Below are 26,568 nucleotides of genomic sequence, written 5' to 3'. Positions count from 1 at the left end.
GTCCGTCACTTGTCGTCGGGTTCGTAGCCGCGGCGCGAGGCCCCGGCCGTGTATTCGATGTTCAGTGTCTTCGCCTTCTCGGACGAGTTCAGTTGCCACGGCACGCTGGTGACCATCACACCCGGCTGGAACAGCAGCCGGCTCTTGAGCCGCAGTGCACTCTGGTTATGCAGGATCTGCTCCCACCAGTGCCCCACCACGTACTCGGGAATGAACACGGTGACGACGTCCCGCGGCGAGTCCTTCCGGACGCGGCGCACGTAGTCGAGCACGGGTTTGGTGATCTCGCGGTACGGCGACTCGATCACCTTGAGCGGCACCGAGATGTCACTCTTCTCCCACCGCCGCACGAGCGCCCGGGTGTCGGGTTCGTCGACATTGACGGTGATCGCCTCGAGCGTGTCCGGCCGTGTCGCCCGGGCGTAGGCCAGCGCGCGCATCGTCGGCATGTGCAGCTTGGAGACGAGCACGATGGAGTGCGTGCGGCTGGGCAGCACCCCGTCCCATTCCTGTTCCTCGAGTTCCCGCGCGACGCTGTCGTAGTGCTTCCGGATCATCTTCATCACGACGAAGATCGCGACCATGGCCACGATCGCGATCCACGCGCCTGCCGCGAACTTCGTGATGAGCACGATGATCAGGACGGCACCGGTCATGGCGAGGCCGATGGAGTTGATCACCCGGGAGCGCTGCATCCGCCGGCGCGAAGCGGGATCGTTCTCGGTCTTCAGATGCCGGGTCCAGTGCCGGATCATGCCCGTCTGGCTGAGCACGAACGAGACGAACACGCCGACGATGTACAGCTGGATCAGCTTGGTCACCTCGGCGCCGAACAGGACGACGAACGCGATCGCCGCCCCGGACAGGAACAGGATGCCGTTGCTGAACGCCAGACGGTCGCCGCGGGTGTGCAGCTGACGCGGCAGGTAGCGGTCCTGCGCGAGGATCGAGCCGAGCACGGGGAAGCCGTTGAAGGCCGTGTTCGCGGCCAGCACCAGGATCAGGGCCGTCACGATGGCGATGAAGTAGAACCCGATGGGGAAACCGCCGAACACCGTCTCCGCGATCTGCGCGATCAGCGTCTTCTGGTGATAGCCGGCCGGCGCGCCGATCAGCTGCTCGGCCGGGCTGTGCGCGTACACGATCCCGATCTTCTGAGCCAGGATGATGATGCCCATCAGCAACACGATGGCGATCGACCCCAGCAGCAGCAGCGTGGTCGCCGCGTTACGGGACTTCGGCTTCTGGAACGCGGGAACACCGTTGCTGATCGCCTCGACACCGGTCAGCGCCGCACACCCGGACGAGAAGGCCCGCGCGATCAGGAACGCGAACGCGATCCCGTACAGGTGTGAGTCCTCGGCTTCGAGTTCGAACCCGGACGATTCGGCGCGCAGGTCGTCGCCGAACACGTAGATCTGGACGAACCCCCACAGCAGCATCAGCGCCATGCCGGCGATGAACGCGTACGTCGGGATCGCGAAGGCGGCACCGGATTCGCGGATGCCCCGCAGGTTGATGGCGGTCAGCAGGACGATGGCCGCGACCGCGAACAGCACCTTGTGCTGGGCGACGAACGGGACCGCCGAACCGATGTTGGACGCCGCCGACGAAATGGACACGGCCACCGTGAGCACGTAGTCCACCAGCAGGGCGCTGCCGACGGTCAGACCGGCGGTGGGACCGAGATTGACGGTCGCGACCTCGTAGTCGCCGCCGCCCGACGGGTAGGCGTGCACATTCTGCCGGTAGCTGGCGACCACCACCGCCATCACGGCGGCGACGGCGAGCCCGATCCAGGGGGTGTAGGCGTAGGCGGAGATGCCCGCCACCGACAGCACCAGGAAGATTTCCTCGGGGGCGTACGCCACCGACGACATCGCGTCGGACGCGAAGACGGGGAGGGCGATTCTCTTGGGAAGCAGCGTGTGCCCGAGCTTGTCGCTCCGGAAGGGTCTGCCTAGCAGTAGCCGCTTTGTGGCGGTCGAGAGCTTTGACACTGCCAAAGCGTAAGCCGTCCGCAGAAAACCTGGACCCTCACCCACCAATGTGTCCGGATTGCGATCTCTGTCCCGGTTGCTCTTCCGTCCGGGCACTGTACGGTTCGATTCGGTACGCACGTACTCGAGACGTGAAACCAGAGCCCAGAAACGGAGTACAAGGTGTATGTGGTCATCATGGGATGCGGCCGGGTCGGCTCATCCCTCGCCGGCTCGCTGACCCGGATCGGCCACGAGGTCGCGGTCATCGATCGCGACCCCGCCGCATTCCTGCGCCTCGAACCCGACTTCCCCGGACACACTGTCGTCGGCATGGGTTTCGACCGTGACGTGCTGGTCAAGGCCGGTATCGAGCGTGCGGAGGCGTTCGCCGCCGTGTCGTCGGGCGACAACTCCAACATCATTTCCGCGCGGGTCGCCCGCGAGACGTTCGGTGTGGAACGCGTCGTCGCCCGGATCTACGACGCGAAGCGTGCCGCCGTGTACGAGCGGCTCGGGATCCCCACCGTCGCGACCGTCCCGTGGTCGACGGACCGGTTCCTGCACACCCTCACCCGCGACAGCCAGACCACCAAGTGGCGCGACCCGTCCGGAACGGTCGCGGTCACCGAGTTGTCCCTGCACGAGGATTGGATCGGCAGGCCCGTCGCCGAACTGGAGGCGGCGACCCATTCGCGGGTCGCGTTCATCATCCGCTTCGGCACCGGCGTCCTGCCGGACCGCAAGACGGTGTTCCAGGCCGACGACCAGGTGTACATCGCGGCCGTGTCGGGAACGGTGGCCGAGGCCGTGGCACTCGCGGGCAATCCCCCGCCTTCGGACAATTGAGACGGCAGCGAGCTGAGACGGCAGTGAGAATGTTCACGATCGACCACCCGAACGGAAGCAATCGATGAGAGTCGCAATCGCAGGAGCCGGCGCAGTCGGACGCTCGATCGCGCGCGAACTGGTCCGCAGCGAACACGACGTCATGCTGATCGAGCGCAAACTCGAGCACGTCGAGCAGGAGTCGGTGCCCGAGGCGACCTGGGTCCACGCCGACGCGTGCGAGCTGAGCAGCCTCGAGACGGCCTCCCTGGAAACCTACGAGGTCGTGATCGCGGCCACCGGTGACGACAAGGCCAACCTCGTCCTCAGCCTCCTCGCGAAGACCGAGTTCGGGGTCAGCCGCGTGGTCGCCCGCGTCAACGATCCGCGCAACGAGTGGTTGTTCGACGAGTCCTGGGGCGTCGACGTCGCCGTGTCCACACCTCGGATGCTCGCCTCGCTGGTGGAGGAGGCGGTGTCGGTAGGCGATCTCGTGCGGCTGATGACGCTGCGCCAGGGGCAGGCCAACCTCGTCGAGATCACGCTGCCCGACAACACGCCCCTCGCCGGGAAACCCGTCCGCAAGCTGCAATTGCCCCGCGACGCCGCGCTGGTCACCATCCTGCGCGGTGGACGAGTCATCGTGCCGCAGCAGGACGATCCGCTCGAGGGCGGTGACGAGCTGCTGTTCGTCGCCGCGGTGGACGTCGAGGACGACCTGCGCGCGGCGGTCGGGCTCTCGTAGCCGCCCGGCGCGAGCAGCGCCGAATTCTTCTCCGGCACAGTCGGTCAGCGCTCAGGCGGCCCCGGGTAGGGACCGCACTCAGGGGCGGTCGGTTTCCTCCCGGGGGCCGCCCGCTTCCGTGTCGTCGGTCGGTACGCCCGTGGCCTCGGTCGGACCCGGCTCGACGATCCGGTCGGCCCGGCGCACGGCCCAGATCGTCACCAGGAGAGCCAATCCGGCCAGCGGCCAGCCCATCGCGATGCGGGCGAACGCGAGCCAGCCGGTCTGGTCCGAATCATAGAGTTGCGACTGCACGAGGTATCGGGCCGCGAACACCAGCGCCCAGGCGGCGGTGGCCACGTCGTAGGCGCGCACAGCGCCGCGATGGCGCCGCCAGAGATTGCCGTGGCCGTTGAGGAAGCCCCAGATCAGGCCGACGAGCGGCCGGCGCACCAGAATCGAGACCAGGAAAACCGCCCCGTACGCGAGGCTCGTGTAGATGCCGAACAGGAAGTACCCCTTGGCATCGCCTGTGCGGTAGGCGATGAACGCGGAGATACCGACGCCGAAGAACCCGGACACCGCGGGCTGGATGGGGCTGTGGCGGACCAGACGCCAGACGAGAATCGCGACGGCGACGCCGAGGGCCGCCCAGATCGCCGGGCCCAGACCCCATACAGCGTTGACCGGAACGAAGACCAGGATGGGCAGGGTCGAATAGATCAGCCCGCTGATACCACCGAGCTGGTCGAGTATGGATTGCTGCTTCGTTTCGGTCACTCAACGAGAGTGCCACACAAGGCGGACCCTACGAGTCGCCGCGCAGCTCGTAATACGGGTTGAAGATCACCTTCTGGCCGTCGCGTTCACCGACACGTCCACGCACGAGCAGCGTCTTGCCCGGCTCGATACCCGGAATTCGCCGCCGCCCGATCCACACCAACTTGATCTGTTCCGTGCCGTCGAAGAATTCCGCCTCGATGCTGGCGTTTCCGGACTTCGGACAGGCTTCCACACTGCGGAGCCGTCCCAGCATGGTGACCTCTTCGCCGCGGCTGCAGTCGCAGGCACGTTGTGCGCCGGACGCCTGAGACGTCTCGGCCATTTCCTCGGCGTCCAGCTGCTCGAGGTCTTCGGTGAGCCTTCGAGTCAGCCGACGAAAATATCCTGCCGTGGCGGGTGCCATTGCGCGCTCCTGGAGCATGTGCGACGCGAGATCTTCGCGCCGCTCGTAGGGCTGTGTATTCGCCACTGTAGACCCATTGGTTCCCCGCAACCACACCACCGGGAGGCCGCTGTGACGCACCAGGCAGGATCAACTCATGCCCTCTGATGACCGGCCGTCCGTGGCCGTCGTGCTCCCCGGTACGGGGTCCGATGCGGACTTCGTCGCCCGTGCCTTCACCGAGCCCCTGACCAGCCGTGGAGTGCGTACGGTCGCAGTCGAACCCGATCCCCGGAGGGTCGTCGGCAGCTACCTCGACGCGCTCGACGGCGCCGCCGCACAGCACGGAAGAATCCTCGTCGGCGGGGTCTCCATCGGCGCCGCGGTGGCGTTGCAGTGGGCAGGATCACACCCCGATCGTGTCGCGGGGGTACTCGCGGCGCTGCCCGCGTGGACCGGGACCGCCGCGGACGCCCCCGCCGCCGCCAGCGCCCGGTTCACCGCCGCCCGGCTGCGGGCGGACGGCCTCGAACAGGTCACCGCCGAGATGATCGCCTCCAGCCCACCGTGGCTGGGCCGGGAACTGGCGAAATCCTGGCGATCCCAGTGGCCGCACCTCCCCGCGGCACTGGACGAGGCGTCGGAGTATCACGCGCCCGGTCTCGACGACCTCGAGCGCATCACGGCGCCGGTGGGCATCGCCGCCGCGACCGACGACGCCGTGCACCCCCTCGAGGTCGCCCGCACCTGGTCCGAACGACTACCGCACGCGGGCCTCGTCACGGTCACACTGGACGAGATCGGCGCCGATCCGGCGGTTCTCGGCTACACGTGCCTCAGCGCGCTGGACTCGATCCTGCACACGGCCTGAGCGTCGTCATCCCCGCAATCCCCCCGCAATCCCCAGCCGGACGCGGGCTCAGCGACCGAGTTGCTGCATCGCCGAACCCGATTCGCCGCGACGCTGCTGCGGCTGGGCCGGGGCCTGCGGCGGCTGCTGCTGCTCGCCCTGCGAACCCGGGGCCGGTTGCTGCGCCGGTTGCTGCGGAGCCGGTTGCTGCGGGGCGCCTCCCTGCTGCTGCGCCAGCTGCTGCTGGTGGGCGGCGGCCAGCTGCTGAGCGAGGGCGTCGGGCAGCACCACCGGCAGTGGGGTCCGCACCGGGTTCGGCTCGTTTCCCCGCTTCACCACGGTGTCACGCAGGATCGCCCGGGCGGTCGCGACGAGTTCCGAGTCGGTTGTGTTGCCACCGCTCGGTCCCGCGACCACGCAGCGCACCATCCACCGGTAGCCGTCGACGCCGATGAAGCGCAGGTCGGCGTTCGGGGTCACGGCGAACACCTCACGTCCCCACGGTCCGCTCTCGACGCTCACCGTCGCGTTGTCGTTGCGCAACGATTCGGCGAGGTCACCCGCGACCTCGCGCCACTGACCGGGAGATTTCGGGGCCGCATACGCGGCCACCGTGATGCGTCCGTGCTGGGTGACGAGATGCACGGCCTGCGGCGAACCGTCGGGCGCCATCTCGACCTGCAACTGGGCGCCCTGCGGCATCGGCACGAGGACCGAACCGAGGTCGAGGCGGGTCCCGACCTCGCCGACGGTGAGGTCGGCGCCCGACTCGAGGTCGTCGGCGTCGTACGGACCGCCGTCCACCTCGGTCACGGCGTCGTAGTCGTCCTCGTAGTCCGCGGCGTCGGCGTCGTCATCCGCGGCGTCCGTCTCCGCGTCCTCGAAGAAATCGGGCCGGTCGGCCTCGGCTTCCGCCTTCTTACGACGTCCGAACATGATCAGGCTCCTTCACTGGCATTGCCGACGAGGCTGGCGTGGCCTCCACTCGACCCGTGCCCGTCGCTGCCGCGGGTGGTGCCGTCGAGGGACTCGACCTCGACGAACGACACCAGTTCGACCCGCTGCACGAGCAGTTGGGCGATCCGGTCGCCCCGCCGGATCTCGATCGGGGTCTCGAGGTCGTGATTGATCAGGCACACCTTGATCTCGCCCCGGTATCCCGCGTCGATGGTGCCGGGGGTGTTGACCACCGACAATCCCGATTTGGCCGCCAGCCCGGATCGGGGGTGGATCAGCCCGACGGTGCCCAGGGGCAACGCGACCGCGATGCCGGTTCCGACGAGGACCCGGCGCCCCGGCTCGATGGTCACATCGGTGGTGCTGCAGAGGTCGACACCTGCGTCGCCGTCGTGCGCGCGCTGCGGAACCGGAATGCCCGGGTCCAGCCGCTGGAGGGCGACGGGCGGAATGGTGGGGGTCGCGGCGGGAGAATGGCCGGGAGATAGGTCGCTCACGTGCACCGAGCCTACTCTCAGACACCGACTATCCTGGTCGGGTGTCAGAAACGTCCCGGCCCGAAGTCGCGCCCACCGATAACGCCTCGCCCGTGCTGTACTCCGAGCGCCTGTGGGTGCCCGTCTGGTGGTGGGCAGTGGGCCTGTTCGTCGCCGGACTGCTCGCCGCGGAGGTGCACATGGGTGCGCCCGGCCTGCGCGCGTGGCTGCCGTACGTCCTGCTCCTGCCCCTGCCCGTGTGGGGGCTCGTCTGGCTCAGCCGCCTGCGGGTCGAAGTCGTCGAGGAACCGAGCGGCGTCCACCTGCGCGTCGGACAGGCGCATCTGCCGGTGGACGTCATCGCGCGGGTCGCCGAGGTACCGGGTTCGGCGAAGAGTGCGGCGCTCGGCCGTCAGCTCGACCCCGCCGCCTTCGTGCAACACCGGGTCTGGGTCAAGCCGATGGCACTGATCGTGCTCGACGACCCCGAGGACCCGACCCCCTATTGGTTGATCAGCACGCGCCGGCCCGCGGAGTTGCTGGCCGCGCTCGACCGTGCCCGCCCGCAGACGGACGGAGACTGATCGGACGGTGGGCCCCCACCGTCCGCCTCTCGAACTCGCCGCCGGTCAGGCCGCGCAGTCCCTGCACACCAGCACTCCACCCGCGTCACTGGCGAGCCGGCTGCGGTGGTGCACCAGGAAACAGCTCGAACACGTGAACTCGTCGGCCTGCTTCGGCACGACCCGCACCGACAGTTCCTCACCGGACAGATCCGCGCCGGGCAGTTCGAACGACTCCGCGGTGTCGGACTCGTCGACGTCGACAACAGCCGACTGAGCCTCGTTGCGTCGCGCCTTCAGTTCCTCCAGCGAATCCTCCGAAACCTCGTCGGACTCTGTTCGCCGCGGTGCGTCGTAGTCAGTTGCCATGTCGCCTTCCCCTCATCTTCTTCCGTGTATCCCGGCCCGTGCGACGCGTCGAACCGAGTGCCGGTCGACCGTCCACACGAAAACCGCCTCGGCGCAGACCACACCCTGCGGCTGCACAACGCTGCAGCGGATGGATACGTGCCCGGATACCAGGCTCCGGAAACATGATCTACGCCTCTTTTGTCATCTTCTGCCGACCCTCGTTCTGCATGCTTTGAACGACTGGGGCCGCCAGACAGTAGCCGAAGGAAGTACAAAAGACGTAACCGAATCGACCGATCGCGCAAATTGTCTGCTAATCGTCACCAACACCACAGCAAGCTGTGACATTCCACAACGGGGACGGGTTCGGGGTTATGACGCCGCAGGGATCTAAGGTAGGTGCCGAACCTGCGCCACGACGTGTGGCCGGGCCCTGTATCGGTGCGCTGGACGGGCGAAACGTTCGAAGCGCAGTTCGTAGGAGAGGTCGAGGCACACTGTGGTTTCACTGATCACCGAAGGCAGCCCGCTCGACGACAAGGGTCGTCCGTTCCGGCGGCGACGGGCGATGCCGATCCTCGTGGTGTTCGCGATCCTCGCCCTGCTCGGAGCCGTCGTGTGGATCGGCGTCCTCGGCGACGACGAGGACCTGGCCGCGACGGTCGACTGCAATCTTCCGCAACCGGCCGCGCAGCCGGTCGATCCCGCAGCCCCGCCGCCGCAGGCGCTGGGCGAGAGGGTCGACGGTTCGACGTTGCGGGACGTGGAGCCCGCCGCGCTGTCCGCCACGAAGGTGCGCGTGTTCAACGCCAACGGCGAGCACGGCCAGGCGGCGCAGGTGGCCGCGCAGCTGAGCGACTACGGGTTCGCGAGCGCACCCGATGTCCAGGCGGGCAACGACCCGATCTACGTCGACCAGAACATGCAGTGCCAGGGGCAGCTGCGGTTCGGCCCGAACGGCGCCGCCGCCGCGAGCGCGCTCTGGCTGGTGGCCCCGTGCGCGGAACTCATCCAGGACACCCGCACCGACGACACGGTCGATCTCGCCCTCGGAACCTATTTCCGCAAGATCTCGCCGAACGCCGACGCCGAGGAGGTTCTGCGGTCCCTGAAGGATCCGCCGTTCGGGACCCAGCCCGCACCTCTCGACATCGATCTCCTGAAGGCGGCGCGTACCGCCCGCTGCTGACCGCCGGTCACTCCTCCGGGATCGCCCTGTCCGCCCCGATCTCGGCGAACAGGGCGTCCAGCGCGTCCGCGATGCCGGGGGCCGCGGCCACCACCACCTCACCGTCCGCACTCGACGTGTGCGGCGACGGGATCCGCACGCGGGCGCCCGCCTCGGTCGCGATCAACGAGCCCGCCGCCCAGTCCCACGGGCTCAGCCCGTGTTCGAAATGGGCGTCGACACGGCCGGCCGCGACCATGCACAGGTCGAGGGCCGCCGAGCCGATCCGGCGGATGTCCCGCACCCTCGGCAGGATGTCGGCAATGAGGGCGCCCTGAACCTTGCGCCGGGCCGCGCCGTATCCGAATCCGGTGGCGAGCAACGCCATCGACACGTCGGTGACGGGGTTGCACCGCAGTGCGCTGACCCGTCCGTCGGCGTCGGTGAGGGTCGCCCCTCCGCCGCGCGCCGCCGCGTACGTCGACCGGGCCGCCACGTCGACCACGACCCCGGCGACGGACACTCCGTCGATCTGGGCGGCCACCGAGACGGCGTACGCGGGCACCCCGTACAGAAAGTTGACGGTGCCGTCGATCGGGTCGACGATCCAGCGCACGCCCGCGACGGAATCGCCCTCTCCCCCACCTTCTTCGCCGAGGATCGCGTCCTCGGAACGAAGCTCCGCGAGGCGGTCGCGGATGACCTGCTCGCTCTCGGTGTCGACGACGGTGACCGGGTCGGTGGGAGTGCTCTTCGACGCCACCGAGTCGCCGGATTCCGCTCGCGTCCCGACGATTCCGAACACCTCGGGCCGCCGTGCCCGGACGTGTGCGGCGGCCTCCTCGGCCACCGTGACGGCGACCTCGAGCAGTCGTCTGGGATCGGTGCCGACGTGGCCGGGCGCGGTGTCTGAACTCTGGGGTGCATGCACACACCCATCGGAACACACTTTCGCTGCCTCACACCACCGCTGACGGTCCGCGCTCCCCTTCCGGCGCCACAGCGTCGTCCGGTGTCATCACCCACCGAACCCGCCTCGACGCACTAGTGTGACGGGCAGCAGAAGCGCGCCCGGAGAACACGTCGTCGTCGACACGGAGGAGCACACGCCATGGCCAAAACGGGGTTCGGTGTCGACGTCGGAGGCAGCGGCGTCAAGGGTGGCGTCGTGGATCTCGAGACCGGAGAACTGATCGGCGACCGCATCAAGCTCCTCACCCCCCATCCGTCCACCCCGGAGGCGGTCGCGAAGACCGTCGCGGAGATCATCCGCCAGGCCGAATGGGACGGACCGGTCGGTATCACTCTGCCGAGCGTCGTCACCGGCGGCGTCGCACGATCCGCCGCGAACATCGACAAGGGGTGGATCGGGACCGACGCGCGCGCGCTGTTCTCGGACGCACTCGGCGGCAGGCGCGTCACCGTCCTCAACGACGCGGACGCGGCGGGGATGGCCGAGGACGCGCTCGGCGCGGGCAAGGACGCGAAGGGGGTCGTCATCCTCCTCACCTTCGGCACGGGCATCGGCTCGGCGATCCTCCACAACGGCGTACTGCTTCCCAACACCGAGTTCGGGCACATGGAGGTCGACGGCAAGGAGGCCGAGCACCGGGCGGCGTCCTCGGTGAAAGAGAAGAAGGATCTGTCGTACAAGGAGTGGGCCGCCGAGGTCAGCCGGGTGCTCACCCGGTTCGAGAACCTCCTGTGGCCGGATTTGTTCATCGCCGGCGGCGGAATCAGCCGCAAACACGAGAAGTGGATCCCCCATCTGACCAACAGGACACCCGTCGTACCTGCTGCGCTGCTCAACACGGCGGGAATCGTCGGTGCAGCGCTCGCGGTCGAAACGGGCATCGCTCCGTAACTATTTCGGATGGGTCGTTACAATGGAAGAGCCCGGCTGCGCGCCGGCGAAACCAGTAGACCTCTCCGCCGGATGACCACTCTGGCGTGACGCCGCACGACACCGTCACGAAAGGGCGTACGTGGCAGCCACCGATACACGTCAGACTGCTGATTCGACTTCAGAGTCAGGACCGGAAGCACCAGTCGCAGCGGCAGCCACCGGCACCGCTCCGGCAGCCGAGGCAGCTCCCGCGAAGAAGGCAGCGGCGAAGAAGGCCCCCGCCAAGAAGGCAGCAGCGAAGAAGGCCCCCGCCAAGAAGGCGGCGGCGAAGAAGGCGGGCGGCAAGAAGGCCACGGCCGGTAAGGGTGCGGACGGCGAGGACCTCGACGAGGATGCCGCCGACATGGAAGACATCGACATCACCGAGGGCGACCTCGCCGAGGTCGAGTCCGATGTCGTGGAGGTCGTCGCAGTCGGCGAGGACGAAGAGACCGAGGAGCCGTCCGAGAAGGACAAGGCGTCCGGCGACTTCGTGTGGGACGAGGAGGAGTCCGAAGCGCTCCGCCAGGCCCGCAAGGACGCCGAGCTGACCGCATCCGCAGACTCCGTCCGCGCCTACCTCAAGCAGATCGGCAAGGTCGCCCTCCTCAACGCCGAAGAGGAGGTCGAGCTCGCCAAGCGGATCGAGGCGGGGCTGTACGCGACCCAGATCATGCAGGAGCTGTCCGACTCCGGCGAGAAGCTCCCCGCCGCCCAGCGCCGGGACATGAGCTGGATCTGCCGCGACGGAAACCGCGCCAAGAACCACCTCCTGGAGGCCAACCTCCGGCTCGTCGTGTCGCTGGCCAAGCGCTACACCGGCCGCGGCATGGCGTTCCTGGACCTGATCCAGGAAGGCAACCTGGGCCTCATTCGTGCCGTCGAGAAGTTCGACTACACCAAGGGCTACAAGTTCTCGACCTACGCCACGTGGTGGATCCGCCAGGCCATCACCCGCGCGATGGCCGACCAGGCCCGCACCATCCGCATCCCGGTGCACATGGTCGAGGTCATCAACAAGCTCGGCCGCATCCAGCGTGAACTCCTGCAGGACCTGGGCCGTGAGCCCACGCCCGAAGAGCTCGCCAAGGAAATGGACATCACGCCCGAGAAGGTGCTGGAGATCCAGCAGTACGCGCGTGAACCCATCTCCCTCGACCAGACCATCGGCGACGAAGGCGACAGTCAGCTCGGCGACTTCATCGAGGACTCCGAGGCCGTCGTGGCCGTCGACGCCGTGTCCTTCACCCTGCTGCAGGACCAGCTCCAGTCGGTGCTCGAGACGCTCTCCGAGCGTGAAGCGGGCGTCGTGCGCCTGCGCTTCGGCCTGACCGACGGGCAGCCCCGCACCCTCGACGAGATCGGACAGGTCTACGGCGTCACGCGTGAGCGCATCCGCCAGATCGAGTCCAAGACCATGTCGAAGCTGCGCCACCCGTCGCGGTCGCAGGTGCTGCGCGACTACCTGGACTGACGCACAGACTGCGATGCCCCCGGACTCCGAGCGAGTCCGGGGGCATCGTCGTTCGTGCGCCGGGGCATCCGGCGGGCACCCGTCACGCGGTGGTGCGAACCCGGATCCAGGCGCCCGCCACCGGTTCGACCACCCGTGCCGCCACCGGGCCGATGACGGCCATCAGGAGCACGTACGCGGTGGCGAGTGCCACGAGTTCGCTCTCCACTGCGCCTGCCGACAACGCCAGCCCGGCGATGACGATCGAGAACTCGCCGCGCGCGATCAACGCGACCCCGGCGCGGGCCCGGCCCAGCCGCCCGACCCCTTGCTGTTTCGCCGCCCACGCACCGGTGACCATCTTCGTCAGCGCGGTGACGACGGCGAGCAGCACGGCCCAGCCGAGGACCGGCGGAATCGCCCGGGGATCGGTGTTGAGCCCGAACACGACGAAGAACATCGCCGCGAACAGATCGCGGAGCGGCTCGAGGACGCGGCTCGCGTTGTGGGCGGTGGTGCCGGAGATCGCGATCCCCAGGAGGAAGGCCCCGACCGCGGCCGAGACCTGCATCGCCGAGCTGATCCCCGCCACCAGAAGCGCGGCACCGAGCAGCTTCAGCAGCAGGGTCTCGCTGTCCGGGCTGTCCAGCAGCGCGGACACGTAGCGGCCGTACCGCAGCGCGATCACGAGGACGACGGAGATCACGACGAGGGAGATGCCCACCGCCTCGAGTCCACCGGCGAAACTGACGCCGGCGAGCAGGGCCGTCAGAATGGGCAGGTACACGGCCATCGCGAGGTCCTCGAACACCAGGATCGACAGCACGACCGGCGTTTCCCGGTTACCGAGCCGTCCCAGGTCGCTCAGCACCTTCGCGATGATGCCCGAGGACGAGATGTAGGTGACACCGGCCATCACGACGGCACCGGTGGTCCCCCACCCCAGCATCAGGGCGACGACCGCTCCGGGCGCGGCGTTCAGGACGGCGTCCACGACACCGGCCATCCACGACCGTCGCAGCCCGGTGACGAGTTCCGATGCGGTGTACTCGAGCCCCAGCAGAAGCAGGAGGAGGACCACCCCGATCTCGCTCGCGAGGTGGCTGAACTCGCTGATGTCGCCGAGGTTGACGAATCCGCCGCTGCCGAAGCAGAGGCCTCCGAGGAGATAGAACGGGATGGGCGACATCCCGAATTGAGCTGCCAGACGGCCCAGCAGGCCGAGCGCGAAGAACACCGCGCCCAGTTCGATGAGCGCGAGCGTGGTGGTGTTCACGGGTCTGTCAGCCGTTGGCCAGGAGCTTGGCTGACGCGTCCAGTCCGTCTGTGGTTCCGACGGCGACCAGCAGGTCGCCGGAGGTGAGCAGGAAGTCGGGCTTCGGTGACGGGTACACCTGGCCCGCCCTCATGACCGCGACGATCGAGACCCCGGTGCGCGTGCGCATCGCGGTGTCGCCGAGCGGGCGGCCGTCGAATCGGGAATCTTCCTTGATGTACAGCTGCTTGGTGCGGATGCCGGGCAGGTCCCGGTGTTCCTCCTCCAGCTGCGCCACCAGTTGCGGCGCTCCCAGCAGATTGCTGAGCACGGCCGCCTCCTCGGTGGTGAGCGGCACGGACGCGGCGCAGGCGTCGGGGTCGTCGGCCTTCGACACGATCAGGTCCGTGCGGCCGTCGCGATGGGTGATGACACCGATGCGGCGACCGGCGGCGAGTTCGAAGTCCTTACGCACCCCGATACCGGGTAGTGGCGTCACTTCAACGTTCATGCCTCCACGGTAGTCCGATGGGGGTGACCAACAGCGGAAGGCTCGCGTCAGCGCCGGGCCGGGAACGTGCCGTCGGCCTCGGGGAGGTACTCCTCGACGGCGGTGACCGCCGTGACGGGCAGCGGCCCGTACAGGTGCGGGAACAGCATCGACGCCGGATCGGCCGGCACGCCCGGCTCCCACTTCACCGGCGCACCGAGCGCGTCGGGGTCGAGTCTCAGGAGGACGAGGTCCGTGCGCCCGGCGAACAACCGGTTGGCGGGCAGATGCACCTGAGCGGGTGTGGAGAGGTGCACGAATCCGTCCGCGGCGTACGCGGCGGGCACGCGAGCGCCTTCGCGTTCCGCGGCGCGCCATTCGTCGCGGCTGCAGATGTGAACGAGTTGGTCTTCGGATTTCACACGGTGAGACTAGCGTCACGGCCGAAATCGAATCAGCTGTCAGCGAACTCGGACCGATCGGTCTGTTCGCATCGGCGCTCGTCACGTCGCTGTCGGCACGTTTCGGGCCGGTTTCGTGTGTGATGCAACACTGAGAAACGCCGTCGGGAACAACGCGTAAACCCCAAACGTCTGACAGAGTAGATCCACCGCGCCACCCCCGACGCGGCGGACCAAGGCCCCAGGCACTCGGCATCAGTCGAAAGCCAGTACGGAGGAGTCATGCCCGGAACACTGACCAGCCCCCCGTTGACCGCAGCCGACCGGTGCGACCGGTGCGGTGCGGGAGCCCGCGTTCGCGCGGTCCTTCCGACCGGAGGAGAGTTGCTCTTCTGCGGTCACCACGCCAACGAGCACGCAGACCGTCTTCGCGAGATGAACGCCACGATCGTGTCCGAAGCCGAAGCTGCAATCTGATACGTCAGCCCGGGTGACCCGTCCCAGGCTCACCTCTTTCAGCAACAAGAGACCGGCGAGTGCAGTGCACTCGCCGGTCTCTTGTGCGTTCGCGTCACGCGGTGACGGGGGTCACCACTGCCGCAGGGTGGAGATCCGCTCGGTGAGCTGCTCGACGGTGGCGATGGCCGTGGGCGGTCCCCCGCAGACCCGGCGGAGTTCGCCGTGGATCGTGCCGTGCGGCTTGCCCGTCCGGTGGTGGTGCATCGCGACGAGACTGTTCAATTCGCGGCGCAGTTGCGCGAGCTGCCCGGCGGCAGCCACCCGGTCCGCGACCTGTGGAACCGGCGTGTGCGCGGGCGCGGGCGCGGCGGGCTCCTGCTTGTCCAGCTGCTCCGACTGACGCTGACGCAGCAGGGCCCGCATCTGATCGGCGTCGAGCAGACCGGGCAGACCCAGGTAGTCGGCCTCCTCGTCGGATCCCGAGAACGTGGCCGTCCCGAAGGACGAGCCGTCGTAGATCACCTGATCGAGCTCGGCATCGGCACCGAGTGAGGTGAACGCCTTCTCCTCCTCGCCGAGTTCGTCCTTCTGCTTGTTCGCGTCGGCGAGCAGGTCGTCGTCGAAGCCGTCCTTCTCCCGGTGCGGCTTGCCGAGCACGTGGTCGCGCTGCGCCTCCAGCTGGCTGGCCAGGTCGAGGAGCACCGGCACCGACGGGAGGAACACGCTCGCGGTCTCACCCTTGCGGCGGGACCGCACGAAACGACCGATCGCCTGCGCGAAATAGAGCGGGGTCGACGCGCTGGTGGCGTACACGCCGACGGCCAGGCGGGGGACGTCGACGCCTTCCGACACCATGCGGACGGCGACCATCCACTTCTGGGTGCTCGCGCCGAACTCGGCGATCCGCTTGGACGCCGTCGGGTCGTCGGAGAGGACCACGACCGGGTCTTCGCCGGTGACCGCCTTCAGGGTCTGCGCGTAGGCACGGGCGACGGTCTGGTCGGTGGCGATCACCAGGCCGCCCGCGTCGGGCATGCCGCCGGTGCGCAACTGTCCGAGGCGGGTGTCGGCGGCGTGCAGGACCGCGGGAATCCAGTCACCCGACGGGTCCAGGGCGGTGCGCCACGCCCGGGCCGTCTGTTCCGCGCTGAGCGGCTCCCCGAGCCGCGCGGAGAACTCCTCGCCCGCATTGTTCCGCCAGCGTGCCTCGCCGGAGTACGCGAGGAACACGACGGGCCGGACGACGCCGTCCGCGAGCGCGTCCGAGTACCCGTAGGAGTGATCCGCCTTCGAGCGCATCAGACCCTCGCGGTCGGGTTCGTACGTCACGAACGGGATCGCGCTGTCGTCGCTGCGGAACGGCGTACCGGTCAGGGCCAGACGGCGGGTGGCGTCACCGAATGCCTCCCGGATGGCGTCACCCCAGCTCTTCGCGTCGCCACCGTGGTGGATCTCGTCGAGGATGACCAGCGTGCGCCGGCTCTCGGTGCGGACCCGGTGCTTGAACGGGTGGGAGGCGACCTGCGCGTACGTCACCACGACACCCTGATAGTCGCTGGACGTCTGCCCGGTCGAGTTCGAGAAGTACGAGTCCAGCGCGATGCCGTTGCGCGCCGCGGACTCCGCCCACTGGTGCTTGAGGTGCTCCGTCGGCGCGACCACCGTCACCTGGTCGACGGTCCGGTCGCGCAGCAACTCCGACGCGACGCGCAGCGCGAAGGTGGTCTTACCGGCGCCCGGCGTCGCGACCGCGAGGAAATCCTGCGGTCCGGTGGACAGGTACTTGGTCAGCGCACGACGCTGCCAGGCGCGCAGCGATCCCGCGGGCCTGGCTGGTTCGGTCTGTGCGAGGTAGGCCTCGGTACCCACGATCTGCGCGGCCTCGGTTTCCACTGTCGGCGCCGACTGGGAGCCCACTGTCTCAGCACTCACGGGCTGCCCTCCGCTGGCATGGCACTGTTTGCTCGCACTCCTCGGTATCGATCGACACATCCGGTCCAGACCCGAAGGCGCTGTCCGTCAAGGAGCCTAGCGCCCGGATCCGACGCGAACCGCATTCGCGAGTTCCGATACTGACAGATTTGTCGCGACACGAGGACAGCAGCGGTGGGCAACCGGGCGTGTCGTCAGGGATGCTGGAAACATCATGACCGAAACACCCTCGACAACACCGCAGAGTGGCGGTGATCCACCCCGGTCCGGGTGGCATCCGCTACGTCGCGCACTGAGCGTGATCGGTCGCACAGCGAGCAAGGCGTGGGACGATTCGATCTTCGGGAAGGCGGCCACGGCGGCCTTCTGGCAGACACTGTCGCTGCCCCCGCTCCTGCTCGGACTCCTCGGCATGCTCGGCTACGTCGGCGGGTGGTTCGGACCCGACACGGTCGACATCATCCAGTCGAAGATCATCAACTTCAGCGGGACCGTGTTCAGCGACAGCGTCGTCGAACAGATCATCCGCCCGACGGTCGGGGACGTCCTCCAACGGGGACGTCCCGAGATCGTGTCCCTGAGTTTCCTGCTGTCCCTCTGGGCGGGCTCGTCGGCCATCTCCACGTTCGTGGACTCGATCGTCGAGGCCCACGGCCAGCAGGAGGCGCGGCACCCCGTGTGGCAGCGCCTGTTCGCGCTGCTGCTCTACGTGATGTTCCTGATTCTCGCCGTGTTCACCCTGCCGCTGGTCGCGCTGGGGCCCACACTCGTCGGGAGGGTGCTCCCGGAGGCGTGGCGCACGATCGGGACGGAGATCGTCGACACGTTCTACTACCCCGGCGTGGGACTGCTGCTCATCGTCGGCCTGACGACGCTGTACAAGGTGGCGCTCCCCCGGTCGCTGCCCTGGCACCGGCTGCTCGGCGGCGCGCTCGTCGCGGGAGTGTTCTTCCTCGGCGCGAGCACCTGCCTGCGCCGCTACCTCTCGTGGGTGGCGGGAACCGGGTACACGTACGGGGCGCTGGCCACGCCGATCGCGTTCCTTCTGTTCACGTTCTTCCTGGGTTTCGCGGTGGTGCTCGGCGCCGAGTTCAACGCCACCGTGCAGGAGTTCTGGCCTGCCAGGGCGACCCGCATCGACCAGATGCGGGACTGGATCGCCGCGCAGGCCGAGAGTTCACCGTCGGCGGGTCCGGTGACCAGCCTCACACGCCGCATCGCCACCGGGCCGATCAAGGTCGTCGGCGACCGCAACCGTCCCGATCCGGCCGGGCAAGGGTCCGGGAACGACGAAAAGCCCGACGGCCCGGTACGAGAATCTCCCGAGCCACCGGGTGTGCGGCGAGCGCCGGCGAAGCCTCAGTCGCCCTTGCGCAATCCTTCGTAGATCTTCTTGCAGTCGGGGCAGACCGGCGATCCCGGCTTCGCGGATTTCGTCACCGGAAACACCTCGCCGCACAACGCGACGACGTGAGTGCCCATGACGGCGCTCTCCGCGATCTTGTTCTTCTTCACGTAATGGAAGAACTTGGGAGTGTCGTCATCGGTCGACTCGTCGGTGGTGACGTCGGGCCGTTCCTTGGTTTGAGTGCTCACCCCTCAATAATGCCGCAACCGGCCAGTGATCCCACCCCCCGTGTGCATTTGCCGCCCGACAGTGGAACAGTGGAGACATGGCACGAAGTGCAGGGTTCGGTGGGTCCCACGACGCCGGCTCACCGAGTAATCCGGTTCTCATCACCGAGGCAGCGCGATCCATCGAGGATCAACACCGTGCCCGTGTCCGCAAGTACCTGCTCATCATGTCGTTCCGGTTCCCGGCGCTGATCTTCGCGGCGGTGGCGTACGGCATCTGGGAGAACCCGTGGATCTCGATGGCGATCATCGGCGTGTCGATCCCGCTGCCGTGGATCGCGGTCCTCATCGCGAACGACCGGCCGCCGCGCACCAAGGACGAGCCCAGCCGGTACGACCACCGCGACTCGCCGTCCACGGCCCTTCCCGCGCCGCCGCACCACACGATCGAGGGCTGACGCCGTCGGGCGTCCTGCAACAATGCACGGGTGAACCGTGACGAACTGCTGTCGATCTGCCCATCTCTGCGTGCGGCCCTCCTCCGCAATCGGTACGACACGGACACCCTGCTCGATGCGCTCGGCCCCGAGGTCCACGCGGCGTTGAGCCGCAACGAACCGGTCCCGGTGCGCCGGGCCAGCGCGTCCTGCGGCGAACTCGGCACCCTGATCCGCCTGTTCCTGCTCACCGACGACTGTCCCGCCGGCGAGGTGGCCGAAGCGCTGGCCCCCCTCGCGGTCGACGACGCCCTCGCCGCAGGCCTGCTCGAATCCGAGGGCGACGTCGTCCGGGCCGCCCTCGACCTGCGGCCGCTGGACATCGGCGGCGGCAACCGCTGGGTGCTCTCCGACCTCGACGGCTCCCTCCGCCCCCGCGAGACGCCCGTCGACCACGTCATCGGCGTCGGGCACGCGTCGCTGTCGCTGCTGCAGGCCACCCCGACCGCACCGGTCGGGACGTTGCTCGACATCGGGACCGGGTGCGGCATCCAGGCCCTGCACGGCGCGTCCTACGCCGACGCGATCACGGCGACGGATCTGAACGTCCGGGCGGTGGACCTGGCGGCCGTCACGGCGGCGCTCAACGAGCAGGAGGTGGAACTGCTCGCCGGGTCGTGGTTCGAGCCGGTCGAGGGCCGCACGTTCGATCAGGTCGTGGCCAATCCGCCGTTCGTCGTGAGCCGCGCCACGGTGGGCCACACCTACCGCGACTCCGGCCTCGACCTCGACGGCGCGAGTGAACTGATGATCTCCCGCGTGGCCGACTACCTCGCGCCCGGCGGCACGGCGGCGCTGCTGGCGTCGTGGATCCACGTCGAGGGCGAGGACTGGCGTGCCCGGGTGGCGTCCTGGCTGCCGGCCCACGGGATCGACGCGTGGGTGGTGCAGCGGGACGTCGCGGACCCGGCCCTGTACGTCGGCACCTGGATGCGGGACGGCGGCCTCGACACCCGCGACCCGGCCACTGCCACGATCGCCGGGGACTGGCTGGACCACCTCGCGAGCGCGGACGTGGAGGGGGTCGGTTTCGGGTTCGTCTACCTGCGCCGGACCGACGCACCCACCGATCTGATGGCGGAAGACCTCACCCACGGCTTCACCGATCCGCTCGGCGCGGAGGCGCTCGCGTACTTCGATCGGGTGGCGTGGCTGCGCGACCACGACGTGCTCACCGCCCGGTTCCGCGTCGAGGAGAGCACCGCCCTGGAGCGGGTGTTCCTGCCCGGCGACGAGGGATGGACGCAGGTGGTCGCCCGGTTGCACCGGGGAAACGGCCCGGCGTGGCAGCACGAGGTCGACGATCTCGTCGCCTCGCTCGTCGCGGGCATGCGCGGCGACGGCCTCGTACTGGGCGAACTGATCGAACTCCTCGCCGCCGCGCACGGGGTCGACGCGGAAGAACTCGCGCAGTCGGCGGTGCCGCTCGTGCACGCCCTCGTCCGGCACGGACTGGTGCTCCCCGCGTAGCCGCCGGGTTCCCGATCCGTCCCCCTTATACGTGTTCTCAGCAACTTCTCAGGACCGAATCGAGGAACCCGCAGGTCACAGCCTCTTCGTAAATTACCGGCCGGGAACTTTCCCGGGCCGTCGGTGCGTTGATCCATATGAGACACCACCGATGAGGAGGCAAGTCATGACAAGCCCCAGCACCACTACTCGCATTCGCCCCAGCGCTGCCGATCTGGACGCCCAGAGCCCCGCTGCCGACCTGGTCCGCGTCTACCTGAACGGCATCGGCCGCACAGCGCTGCTGACGGCCGCAGACGAGGTGGAACTGTCCAAGCGAATCGAGGCTGGGCTGTACGCAGCGCACATCATGGAGACCGGGAAGCGCCTCTCCCCCGCCAAGAAGCGCGACCTCGCGACGGTCGTCCGGGAAGGACAGTCTGCCCGCGCGCACCTCCTCGAGGCCAACCTGCGGCTCGTCGTGTCGCTCGCGAAGCGGTACACCGGTCGCGGCATGCCCCTGCTGGACCTCATCCAGGAGGGCAACCTCGGCCTGATCCGCGCGATGGAGAAGTTCGACTACGCGAAGGGGTTCAAGTTCTCGACGTACGCCACCTGGTGGATTCGTCAGGCGATCACCCGCGGCATGGCCGACCAGAGCCGCACGATCCGGCTCCCAGTGCACCTCGTGGAGCAGGTCAACAAACTGGCCCGCATCAAGCGTGAACTGCATCAGCAACTCGGGCGTGAGGCGACCGACGACGAACTGGCCGAGGAATCGGGAATCCCGGCGCACAAGATCGCGGATCTCCTCGACCACAGCCGCGACCCGGTGAGCCTCGACATGCCGGTCGGCAACGACGAGGAAGCCCCGCTGGGCGACTTCATCGAGGATTCCGAGGCCACGTCCGCGGAGAACGCCGTGATCGCCGGCCTCCTGCACAGCGACGTGCGCACCGTGCTCGCCACCCTTGACGAACGTGAGCAGCAGGTCATCCGCCTGCGTTACGGACTCGACGACGGTCAGCCGCGCACCCTCGACCAGATCGGCAAGCTCTTCGGGCTCTCCCGCGAGCGTGTCCGTCAGATCGAGCGCGAGGTGATGGGCAAGCTGCGCCAGGGCGACCGCGCCGAGCGGCTGCGCTCCTACGCCAGCTGACCCCCAGTCCACCACCGATTCAGCGCCGGTGCCGGTCGTACGCGACCGGCACCGGCGCTGTGCCGTGCGGGGAGCTTCTGTCTGCGGGACCGTGTGTCGGGTCAGCGCAGCCGGCGGGGTCCGAGGTCGGCGACGCTGGGCTCAGGGCCGATCCGCACGCGCGAATCGGTGACCAGCGCGCCCTCGGCGGACGCGAGCACCGGTTCGCAGGCCAGTTCCCGCACCTCCGGCAGGTCGTCGGCGAGAGCGGAGATCCGCTGTACGAGGTCGACGAGGGCCGATTTGTTCACCGGCACCGCGCTGCGGTAGCCGGACAGCAGCGGCGCGGCCTTCGGTGCGTCGATCAGCTCCGCCGCGGCGTCCTCGGTGAGGGGCAGCACCCGGTAGGCGCGGTCACCGAGCAGGTCGGAGATCACGCCGGCGAGCCCGAACGAGATGAGCGAGCCGAACGACGGGTCGTCCTGCACGCCGACGACGCAGCCGATTCCCTTGGTGGCCATCCGCTGCACGTGGAGCAGGGGTTCACCGGATGCGGCGGCGAGGTCGCGGTAGGCCCAGCGGACCGAGTCCGGTCCGACGAGGTCGAGGCGGACGCCGCCGAGGTCGGGCCGGTGCCGCCACTGTTCCCCCGTCGCCTTCACCGCCACCGGGTATCCCAGTTCCTCGGCGGCCTGCACGGCCTCCTCCTCGGTGGTGGCGGACCGGAATTCCACGACGTCCACGCCGTAGCACGCGAGGAGTTGCGACGCCTCGAAGTCCGACAGCCAGCGTCCGGACGACGCCCCGAGCCAGCCGTCGACCAGCGCTTTCGCCCGCTCCGGATCGATTCCGTTGGGGCGCAAGACTTTCGAGGACGGCTTACTCTTCCAGGCCGAGTACCGCCAGGCCCGCGCCAGCGCCAGCGCCGCGCGTTCCGGACCCGGATAGGACGGCACCGAACCGCGCGTCGGATGCCCGTCCTCACCCCGGACCGCCAGGACGTCGGGCACACCCTCCGCCGCGAGGAACGTCGTGAGGACGGGTTTGTCGGCGTCCCGCACCGCTTCCCGCAGCGCCTGGGCATACGGTTCGGCGGGCACGGCGACCGGGGGAACGAACACGGCGATCACCGAATCGACGTCGAAGGACGCGAGCGCCGTCCGCACCGCCGTCGCGAATTCCTCGGGACCGGCCTGCGGGCCGAGGTCGACGGGGTCGCCGACCTGCAGACCCTCGCTGCGGGCCGCGTCGGCCGCCAGGACACCGAGCGCGGTGGAGTTCCCGACCACGGCGAGCCGGGGGCCTGCGGGCAGCGGCTGGTACCCGAACAGCAGCGCACAGTCGAACAGCTGCGAGATCGACCCGACCTGCACCACCCCGGCCTGCTCGAAGAGTGCACGCACGATCGAATCGTCCATCTCGCCGCCGCTGGCCGCCAGCGCGGGCGGGACGGCGTGCCGCCCACTCTTGACCGCGACGATCGGCTTGTTTCTCGCCACCCTCCGCGCGATGCGCGAGAACTTGCGGGGATTGCCGAAGCTCTCCAGATACAGCAGCACGACCTCGGTGGCCGGGTCCGAATCCCAGTACTGCAGCAGGTCGTTGCCGGAGACGTCGGCGCGGTTGCCTGCAGAGACGAACGCGGACAACCCGATTCGGCTCCGCGCGGCCTCGTCGAGGATGGCGATGCCGAGGGCGCCGGATTGGCAGAAGAATCCGACGTTGCCGGGGCTCGGCAGCACCGGCGCGAGGGTGGCGTTCAACGACACCTCTCGGTCGTTGTTGGCCACGCCGAGCGCGTTCGGACCGATCAGCCGCATCCCGTGTGCGCGGGCGGCGTGGACGAGGCGGCGCTCGGACTGCCGTCCGTCCATTCCGGTTTCACTGAATCCCGAGGACACGACGACGAGGGCCTTGACCCCCTTGTCCAGGCAGTCGTCGAGAACGGCGTTGATCGATTCGGCGGGGACGGCGACGACCGCGAGGTCCACCTCGTCGGGGATGTCCCGGACCGTCGGGTACGCCCGCACCCCGTGGACCGAACGGTGCTCGGCGTTGACCGGATACACCGGGCCGGTGAATCCGGCCCGCAGCAGGTTGGTCAGGACGGCGTTGCCGACCTTCGCCCGGTCGGTGGACGCGCCGATCACCGCGACCGAACGCGGACTGAGCACGTTGCGCATACTCCGCGCCTCGGCGGCCCGCTCGCGGGAATTGCGCACGGACACCATCGCTTCCGTGGGGTCGATCGCGAACTCGAGCCTGAGCACGCCGCCCTCGAAGCTGCGACTCACCTGATATCCCGCCTCACGGAAGACGGTCACCATGTTCCGGTTCTCCGCGAGGACCTCGGCGACGAACATCGTCAGACCGCTCTCCGCGGCCGCCGCGGCCAGGTGCTCGAGCAGGATCGGCCCGAGTCCGCGGCCCTGGTGCGCGTCGGCGACGACGAATGCCACCTCCGCGGATTTGCCGTCCCCCTCGCCGGTGAGCCGCTCGTACCGGCCGACGGCGATGATCTCGTCCCCCAGCAGCACCACGAACGCGACCCGGTCGTGGTGGTCGACCGTGGTGAAATGAACGACGTCCCGTTGCGACATGGTCGGGTAGGGACCGAAATACCGTAGATAGCGGGTGCGTTCGGACAGCTTGGAGTGGAACGCAACGAGTTTGTCGGCGTCCTCGGGCACGATCGGCCGCAGCGCGACCGCCCCGCCGTCCGCCGCGAGCACGTCGGCGACCCAGTGCCGCGGGTAGTTGTGCGCGGGGTCGGGTTTCCCCGTCGCCCCGGCACTACCCGACGACTCAGTGCTGCCCGTCTCCGCGCCGCCCGACGACTCCGTGGCGCCGGTCGTTTCGCTGTCGTCCGCCTGCTCAGTCACGGGGATCCTCCGGGTCGAGTCCGAGTAGCGGGAAGCAGGCGCGGCGGGTGGCGATGACGGCGGAGTCGATCCGCGTCAGTGCGCGGTCGACCGACGGAATCCCGGTTTCCGGTGTGCCACCGGGACCGTCCCACGGCAGGTAGTCGACCTCCCCGCCGTCGCCCATGGTGTCCGGCAGGTCGACGCTGGGCGCGAGGGCGTGAGCCCGCTCCTGCCAGGCCTCGGGCACGGCACGGGCCGTGTCGATCTCCCGGTCGAGCGCCGCGGCGATCAGGTGGGTCCACGCACGCGGAACGACCCGGACGAGGCCGTAACCGCCGCCGCCGACGGCGAGCCAGCGCCCCTCGGCGTAGCGGTCGGCGAGGTCGCGCATCGCGAGGAACGCGGCCCGCTGGCCGTCTACGGTCAGCGCGAGGTCGGCCAGCGGGTCCTCCCGGTGGCTGTCGACACCGCACTGACTGATCACGATCTGCGGCCGGAACGCGGCGAGGGCACCCGGCACGACGGCGTGGAAACCACGCAGCCACAACGCGTCGACGGTGCCGGGCAGCACGGGCAGGTTGATCGCCGTGCCCTCCCCCGATCCCTCGCCGACTTCGCTCGACCACCCCGTGTTGGGCCAGAGGGTTGCCGGGTGCTGGTGCAGCGAGATCGTCAGGACCCGCGGGTCGTTCGCGAACGCGTGCTGGACGCCGTCACCGTGGTGTGCGTCGACGTCGATGTAGGCGATCCGGTCGAAACCGTTGTCCAGCAGCCAGGAAACGGCTATGGCGACATCGTTGTACACACAGAAGCCGGAGGCCCAGTCGGGCATGGCGTGATGCATGCCGCCGCCGATGCTGACGGCGCGGCGGGTGCGGCCCGCGGCGATCTCCTGCGCCGCGGCGAGGGATCCGCCGGCGAGGATCGCGCTCGCCTCGTGCATCTGGGGGAAAACGGGATTGTCCTCCGTGCCGAGCCCGTGCGGTGCCTCCGCGCCGAGCACACCGGACGTCGCGGAGTGACCGGCCTGTTTGACCGCTTCGATGTACGCGGGAGTGTGGATCCTCAACAGATCTGCGTCCGAGGCGGCGGCGGGCCGCAACAGTTCGACTCCCTCCAGAGTCCCGAGGCTGCGCGCGAGCGACATGGTCAGCTCGAGCCGCGTGGGATTCATCGGATGGTCCGCACTCCACCGATAACTGAGATAGTCCGGACTCCACACGACTGCACGGTTCGATACCAGTGCAGCCGAATCCTCCCCGGAACTGAACGACGCGGTCATGGACTCACGCTACTGGTCCCCCGTGGAGGGTGTCAGCAGACCCCGCCGGACCGGCACCGACGCGCGGCGGGGACGGACGGCGCCGGTGCCGGGCAATCACCGGTAGAATCAACCGAGACGAAGGGGTGTGAGTGTGAAGGATCTGGTCGACACCACGGAGATGTACCTCCGGACGATCTATGACTTGGAAGAAGAGGGCGTCGTCCCACTTCGAGCACGTATTGCCGAACGACTCGAGCAGAGCGGTCCGACGGTCAGCCAGACCGTCGCCCGGATGGAACGTGACGGCCTTCTCCTGGTCGCCGGTGACCGCCACCTGGAACTGACGGAGAAGGGCCGCGAGCTTGCGGTGTCCGTGATGCGGAAGCACCGCCTGGCCGAACGACTCCTCGTGGACGTCATCGGTCTCCGGTGGGAAGAGGTTCACGCGGAGGCGTGCCGGTGGGAGCACGTCATGAGCGAGGAAGTGGAGCGGCGCCTGGTGGAGGTGCTCAACAACCCCACCACCTCGCCGTACGGCAACCCGATTCCGGGACTGGCTCTGCTTGGGCTGGACCGCCCGGTCGACCCCCCGGAGACGCTCATCCGCCTCACGGACGTGCCGCCCGGCAAGCCGACCGCGGTCGTCGTCCGCCGTCTCGCCGAGCACGTCCAGTCGGATCCGGACGTCATCGGACAGTTGCGTGAGGCGGGCGTCGTTCCGGACGCGCGCGTCACCGTCGAGACCAAGCCCGGGTCGGTCACGATCACGGTGCCCGGCCACAGCGGGTTCGATCTGTCCGAGGAGATGGCGCACGCCGTCCAGGTGAAGCAGGTTCAGGGATAGT

The 26,568-nt window shown here is 68.7% G+C and carries 27 protein-coding genes; 13 read left to right on the top strand and 14 right to left on the bottom strand.

All coding sequences use genetic code 11. From position 1 onward, the window contains the following. Positions 1–5 precede the first annotated feature (5 nt). A complete protein-coding gene (locus tag JWS14_RS36850; protein ID WP_072942331.1) occupies positions 6–2,000 on the bottom strand; it encodes an APC family permease in 1,995 nt (664 codons plus the stop codon). Between the two features lie 162 nt (positions 2,001–2,162). Between JWS14_RS36850 and JWS14_RS36845 the strand changes: the two genes are divergently transcribed. Next, entirely contained in the window at positions 2,163–2,828 is a 666-nt protein-coding gene (locus JWS14_RS36845) for a potassium channel family protein (protein WP_072942332.1), read from the top strand. 64 nt (positions 2,829–2,892) lie between these two features. Beyond that, entirely contained in the window at positions 2,893–3,552 is a 660-nt protein-coding gene (locus tag JWS14_RS36840) for a potassium channel family protein (RefSeq protein ID WP_072942334.1), read from the top strand. Positions 3,553–3,630: 78 nt separating this feature from the next. Here JWS14_RS36840 and JWS14_RS36835 read toward each other — a convergent pair whose 3' ends face one another. Further along, complete coding sequence (locus JWS14_RS36835; RefSeq protein WP_072942336.1) at positions 3,631–4,311, bottom strand: DUF3159 domain-containing protein; 681 nt, start codon at positions 4,309–4,311, stop codon at positions 3,631–3,633. Between the two features lie 28 nt (positions 4,312–4,339). Next, the gene (locus JWS14_RS36830; RefSeq protein ID WP_043825920.1) at positions 4,340–4,717 is read right to left on the bottom strand and encodes an OB-fold nucleic acid binding domain-containing protein; all 378 of its coding nucleotides are present in this window, start codon (positions 4,715–4,717) and stop codon (positions 4,340–4,342) included. A 136-nt stretch (positions 4,718–4,853) separates the two neighbouring features. Between JWS14_RS36830 and JWS14_RS36825 the strand changes: the two genes are divergently transcribed. Further along, on the top strand, positions 4,854–5,567 hold the full coding sequence (locus JWS14_RS36825; RefSeq protein WP_072942338.1) for an alpha/beta fold hydrolase: 714 nt from the start codon (positions 4,854–4,856) through the stop codon (positions 5,565–5,567). A gap of 48 nt (positions 5,568–5,615) precedes the next feature. Here JWS14_RS36825 and JWS14_RS36820 read toward each other — a convergent pair whose 3' ends face one another. After that, positions 5,616–6,482 (bottom strand): DUF3710 domain-containing protein, encoded by an 867-nt coding sequence (locus JWS14_RS36820; protein WP_206015382.1) that lies wholly within the window; start codon positions 6,480–6,482, stop codon positions 5,616–5,618. Between the two features lie 2 nt (positions 6,483–6,484). Next, positions 6,485–7,006: a dUTP diphosphatase gene (gene dut / locus JWS14_RS36815; RefSeq protein WP_174705494.1), complete on the bottom strand. Its 522-nt coding sequence runs from the start codon at positions 7,004–7,006 to the stop codon at positions 6,485–6,487. Between the two features lie 86 nt (positions 7,007–7,092). On the opposite strand from dut, the gene JWS14_RS36810 reads away from it, so the two are divergent. Then, entirely contained in the window at positions 7,093–7,563 is a 471-nt protein-coding gene (locus tag JWS14_RS36810; protein ID WP_072942341.1) for a DUF3093 domain-containing protein, read from the top strand. A 45-nt stretch (positions 7,564–7,608) separates the two neighbouring features. Here JWS14_RS36810 and JWS14_RS36805 read toward each other — a convergent pair whose 3' ends face one another. Continuing rightward, complete coding sequence (locus JWS14_RS36805; RefSeq protein ID WP_005240850.1) at positions 7,609–7,911, bottom strand: DUF4193 domain-containing protein; 303 nt, start codon at positions 7,909–7,911, stop codon at positions 7,609–7,611. 481 nt (positions 7,912–8,392) lie between these two features. Here JWS14_RS36805 and cei point away from each other — a divergent pair, with 481 nt between their 5' ends. Further along, positions 8,393–9,082, top strand: a complete 690-nt coding sequence (gene cei / locus JWS14_RS36800; protein ID WP_206015381.1) for an envelope integrity protein Cei — start codon at positions 8,393–8,395, stop codon at positions 9,080–9,082. A gap of 7 nt (positions 9,083–9,089) precedes the next feature. Here cei and JWS14_RS36795 read toward each other — a convergent pair whose 3' ends face one another. Then, the gene (locus tag JWS14_RS36795) at positions 9,090–9,992 is read right to left on the bottom strand and encodes an inositol monophosphatase family protein (protein ID WP_206015380.1); all 903 of its coding nucleotides are present in this window, start codon (positions 9,990–9,992) and stop codon (positions 9,090–9,092) included. Positions 9,993–10,172: 180 nt separating this feature from the next. On the opposite strand from JWS14_RS36795, the gene ppgK reads away from it, so the two are divergent. Both ppgK and JWS14_RS36785 read left to right on the top strand, forming a co-directional pair. Continuing rightward, positions 10,173–10,925, top strand: a complete 753-nt coding sequence (gene ppgK / locus JWS14_RS36790) for a polyphosphate--glucose phosphotransferase (RefSeq protein ID WP_072942346.1) — start codon at positions 10,173–10,175, stop codon at positions 10,923–10,925. A 121-nt stretch (positions 10,926–11,046) separates the two neighbouring features. After that, positions 11,047–12,420: an RNA polymerase sigma factor gene (locus JWS14_RS36785; protein WP_072942348.1), complete on the top strand. Its 1,374-nt coding sequence runs from the start codon at positions 11,047–11,049 to the stop codon at positions 12,418–12,420. A gap of 82 nt (positions 12,421–12,502) precedes the next feature. On the opposite strand, the gene JWS14_RS36780 is transcribed toward JWS14_RS36785, so the two are convergent. The 3 genes from JWS14_RS36780 to JWS14_RS36770 are packed head-to-tail and all read right to left on the bottom strand — an operon-like array spanning position 12,503 to position 14,566. After that, a complete protein-coding gene (locus tag JWS14_RS36780; protein WP_072942350.1) occupies positions 12,503–13,675 on the bottom strand; it encodes a cation:proton antiporter in 1,173 nt (390 codons plus the stop codon). A 7-nt stretch (positions 13,676–13,682) separates the two neighbouring features. Further along, positions 13,683–14,165: a cation:proton antiporter regulatory subunit gene (locus tag JWS14_RS36775; RefSeq protein ID WP_005240833.1), complete on the bottom strand. Its 483-nt coding sequence runs from the start codon at positions 14,163–14,165 to the stop codon at positions 13,683–13,685. 47 nt (positions 14,166–14,212) lie between these two features. Further along, positions 14,213–14,566, bottom strand: a complete 354-nt coding sequence (locus tag JWS14_RS36770; RefSeq protein WP_095860673.1) for a DUF952 domain-containing protein — start codon at positions 14,564–14,566, stop codon at positions 14,213–14,215. A 261-nt stretch (positions 14,567–14,827) separates the two neighbouring features. On the opposite strand from JWS14_RS36770, the gene JWS14_RS36765 reads away from it, so the two are divergent. Next, the gene (locus JWS14_RS36765) at positions 14,828–15,022 is read left to right on the top strand and encodes a DUF7455 domain-containing protein (RefSeq protein WP_005240831.1); all 195 of its coding nucleotides are present in this window, start codon (positions 14,828–14,830) and stop codon (positions 15,020–15,022) included. 111 nt (positions 15,023–15,133) lie between these two features. Here JWS14_RS36765 and JWS14_RS36760 read toward each other — a convergent pair whose 3' ends face one another. Continuing rightward, entirely contained in the window at positions 15,134–16,897 is a 1,764-nt protein-coding gene (locus tag JWS14_RS36760) for a DEAD/DEAH box helicase (RefSeq protein WP_095860674.1), read from the bottom strand. Positions 16,898–17,150: 253 nt separating this feature from the next. On the opposite strand from JWS14_RS36760, the gene JWS14_RS36755 reads away from it, so the two are divergent. After that, positions 17,151–18,323 (top strand): YihY/virulence factor BrkB family protein, encoded by a 1,173-nt coding sequence (locus tag JWS14_RS36755; RefSeq protein WP_206015379.1) that lies wholly within the window; start codon positions 17,151–17,153, stop codon positions 18,321–18,323. Here JWS14_RS36755 and JWS14_RS36750 read toward each other — a convergent pair. Next, the gene (locus tag JWS14_RS36750; RefSeq protein WP_005240826.1) at positions 18,296–18,532 is read right to left on the bottom strand and encodes a DUF3039 domain-containing protein; all 237 of its coding nucleotides are present in this window, start codon (positions 18,530–18,532) and stop codon (positions 18,296–18,298) included. The two genes, JWS14_RS36755 and JWS14_RS36750, sit on opposite strands and share 28 nt — an antisense overlap. 77 nt (positions 18,533–18,609) lie before the next feature. Between JWS14_RS36750 and JWS14_RS36745 the strand changes: the two genes are divergently transcribed. The 3 genes from JWS14_RS36745 to JWS14_RS36735 all read left to right on the top strand — a co-directional run bounded on the left by JWS14_RS36745 (position 18,610) and on the right by JWS14_RS36735 (position 21,616). Beyond that, a complete protein-coding gene (locus JWS14_RS36745) occupies positions 18,610–18,969 on the top strand; it encodes a DUF3099 domain-containing protein (protein ID WP_072942357.1) in 360 nt (119 codons plus the stop codon). Between the two features lie 30 nt (positions 18,970–18,999). After that, a complete protein-coding gene (locus JWS14_RS36740) occupies positions 19,000–20,478 on the top strand; it encodes a DUF7782 domain-containing protein (protein WP_206015378.1) in 1,479 nt (492 codons plus the stop codon). Positions 20,479–20,644: 166 nt separating this feature from the next. Then, a complete protein-coding gene (locus JWS14_RS36735) occupies positions 20,645–21,616 on the top strand; it encodes a sigma-70 family RNA polymerase sigma factor (protein ID WP_206015377.1) in 972 nt (323 codons plus the stop codon). A 101-nt stretch (positions 21,617–21,717) separates the two neighbouring features. On the opposite strand, the gene JWS14_RS36730 is transcribed toward JWS14_RS36735, so the two are convergent. After that, positions 21,718–24,477, bottom strand: coding sequence for a bifunctional acetate--CoA ligase family protein/GNAT family N-acetyltransferase (locus JWS14_RS36730; RefSeq protein WP_206015376.1), 2,760 nt, complete (start codon positions 24,475–24,477; stop codon positions 21,718–21,720). Continuing rightward, positions 24,470–25,741, bottom strand: coding sequence for an acetoin utilization protein AcuC (locus JWS14_RS36725; protein ID WP_072942360.1), 1,272 nt, complete (start codon positions 25,739–25,741; stop codon positions 24,470–24,472). Before JWS14_RS36725 ends, JWS14_RS36730 begins: the two co-directional genes overlap by 8 nt. A 133-nt stretch (positions 25,742–25,874) precedes the next feature. Between JWS14_RS36725 and JWS14_RS36720 the strand changes: the two genes are divergently transcribed. Next, entirely contained in the window at positions 25,875–26,567 is a 693-nt protein-coding gene (locus JWS14_RS36720; protein ID WP_015890477.1) for an iron-dependent transcriptional repressor DtxR, read from the top strand. Position 26,568: the final 1 nt, after the last annotated feature.

This window comes from Rhodococcus koreensis, assembly GCF_017068375.1.
GTDB lineage: Bacteria > Actinomycetota > Actinomycetes > Mycobacteriales > Mycobacteriaceae > Rhodococcus_F > Rhodococcus_F koreensis.
The sequence above is the reverse complement of the archived record's forward strand: the minus strand, read 5'-3'. Positions and strand labels throughout refer to the sequence as shown.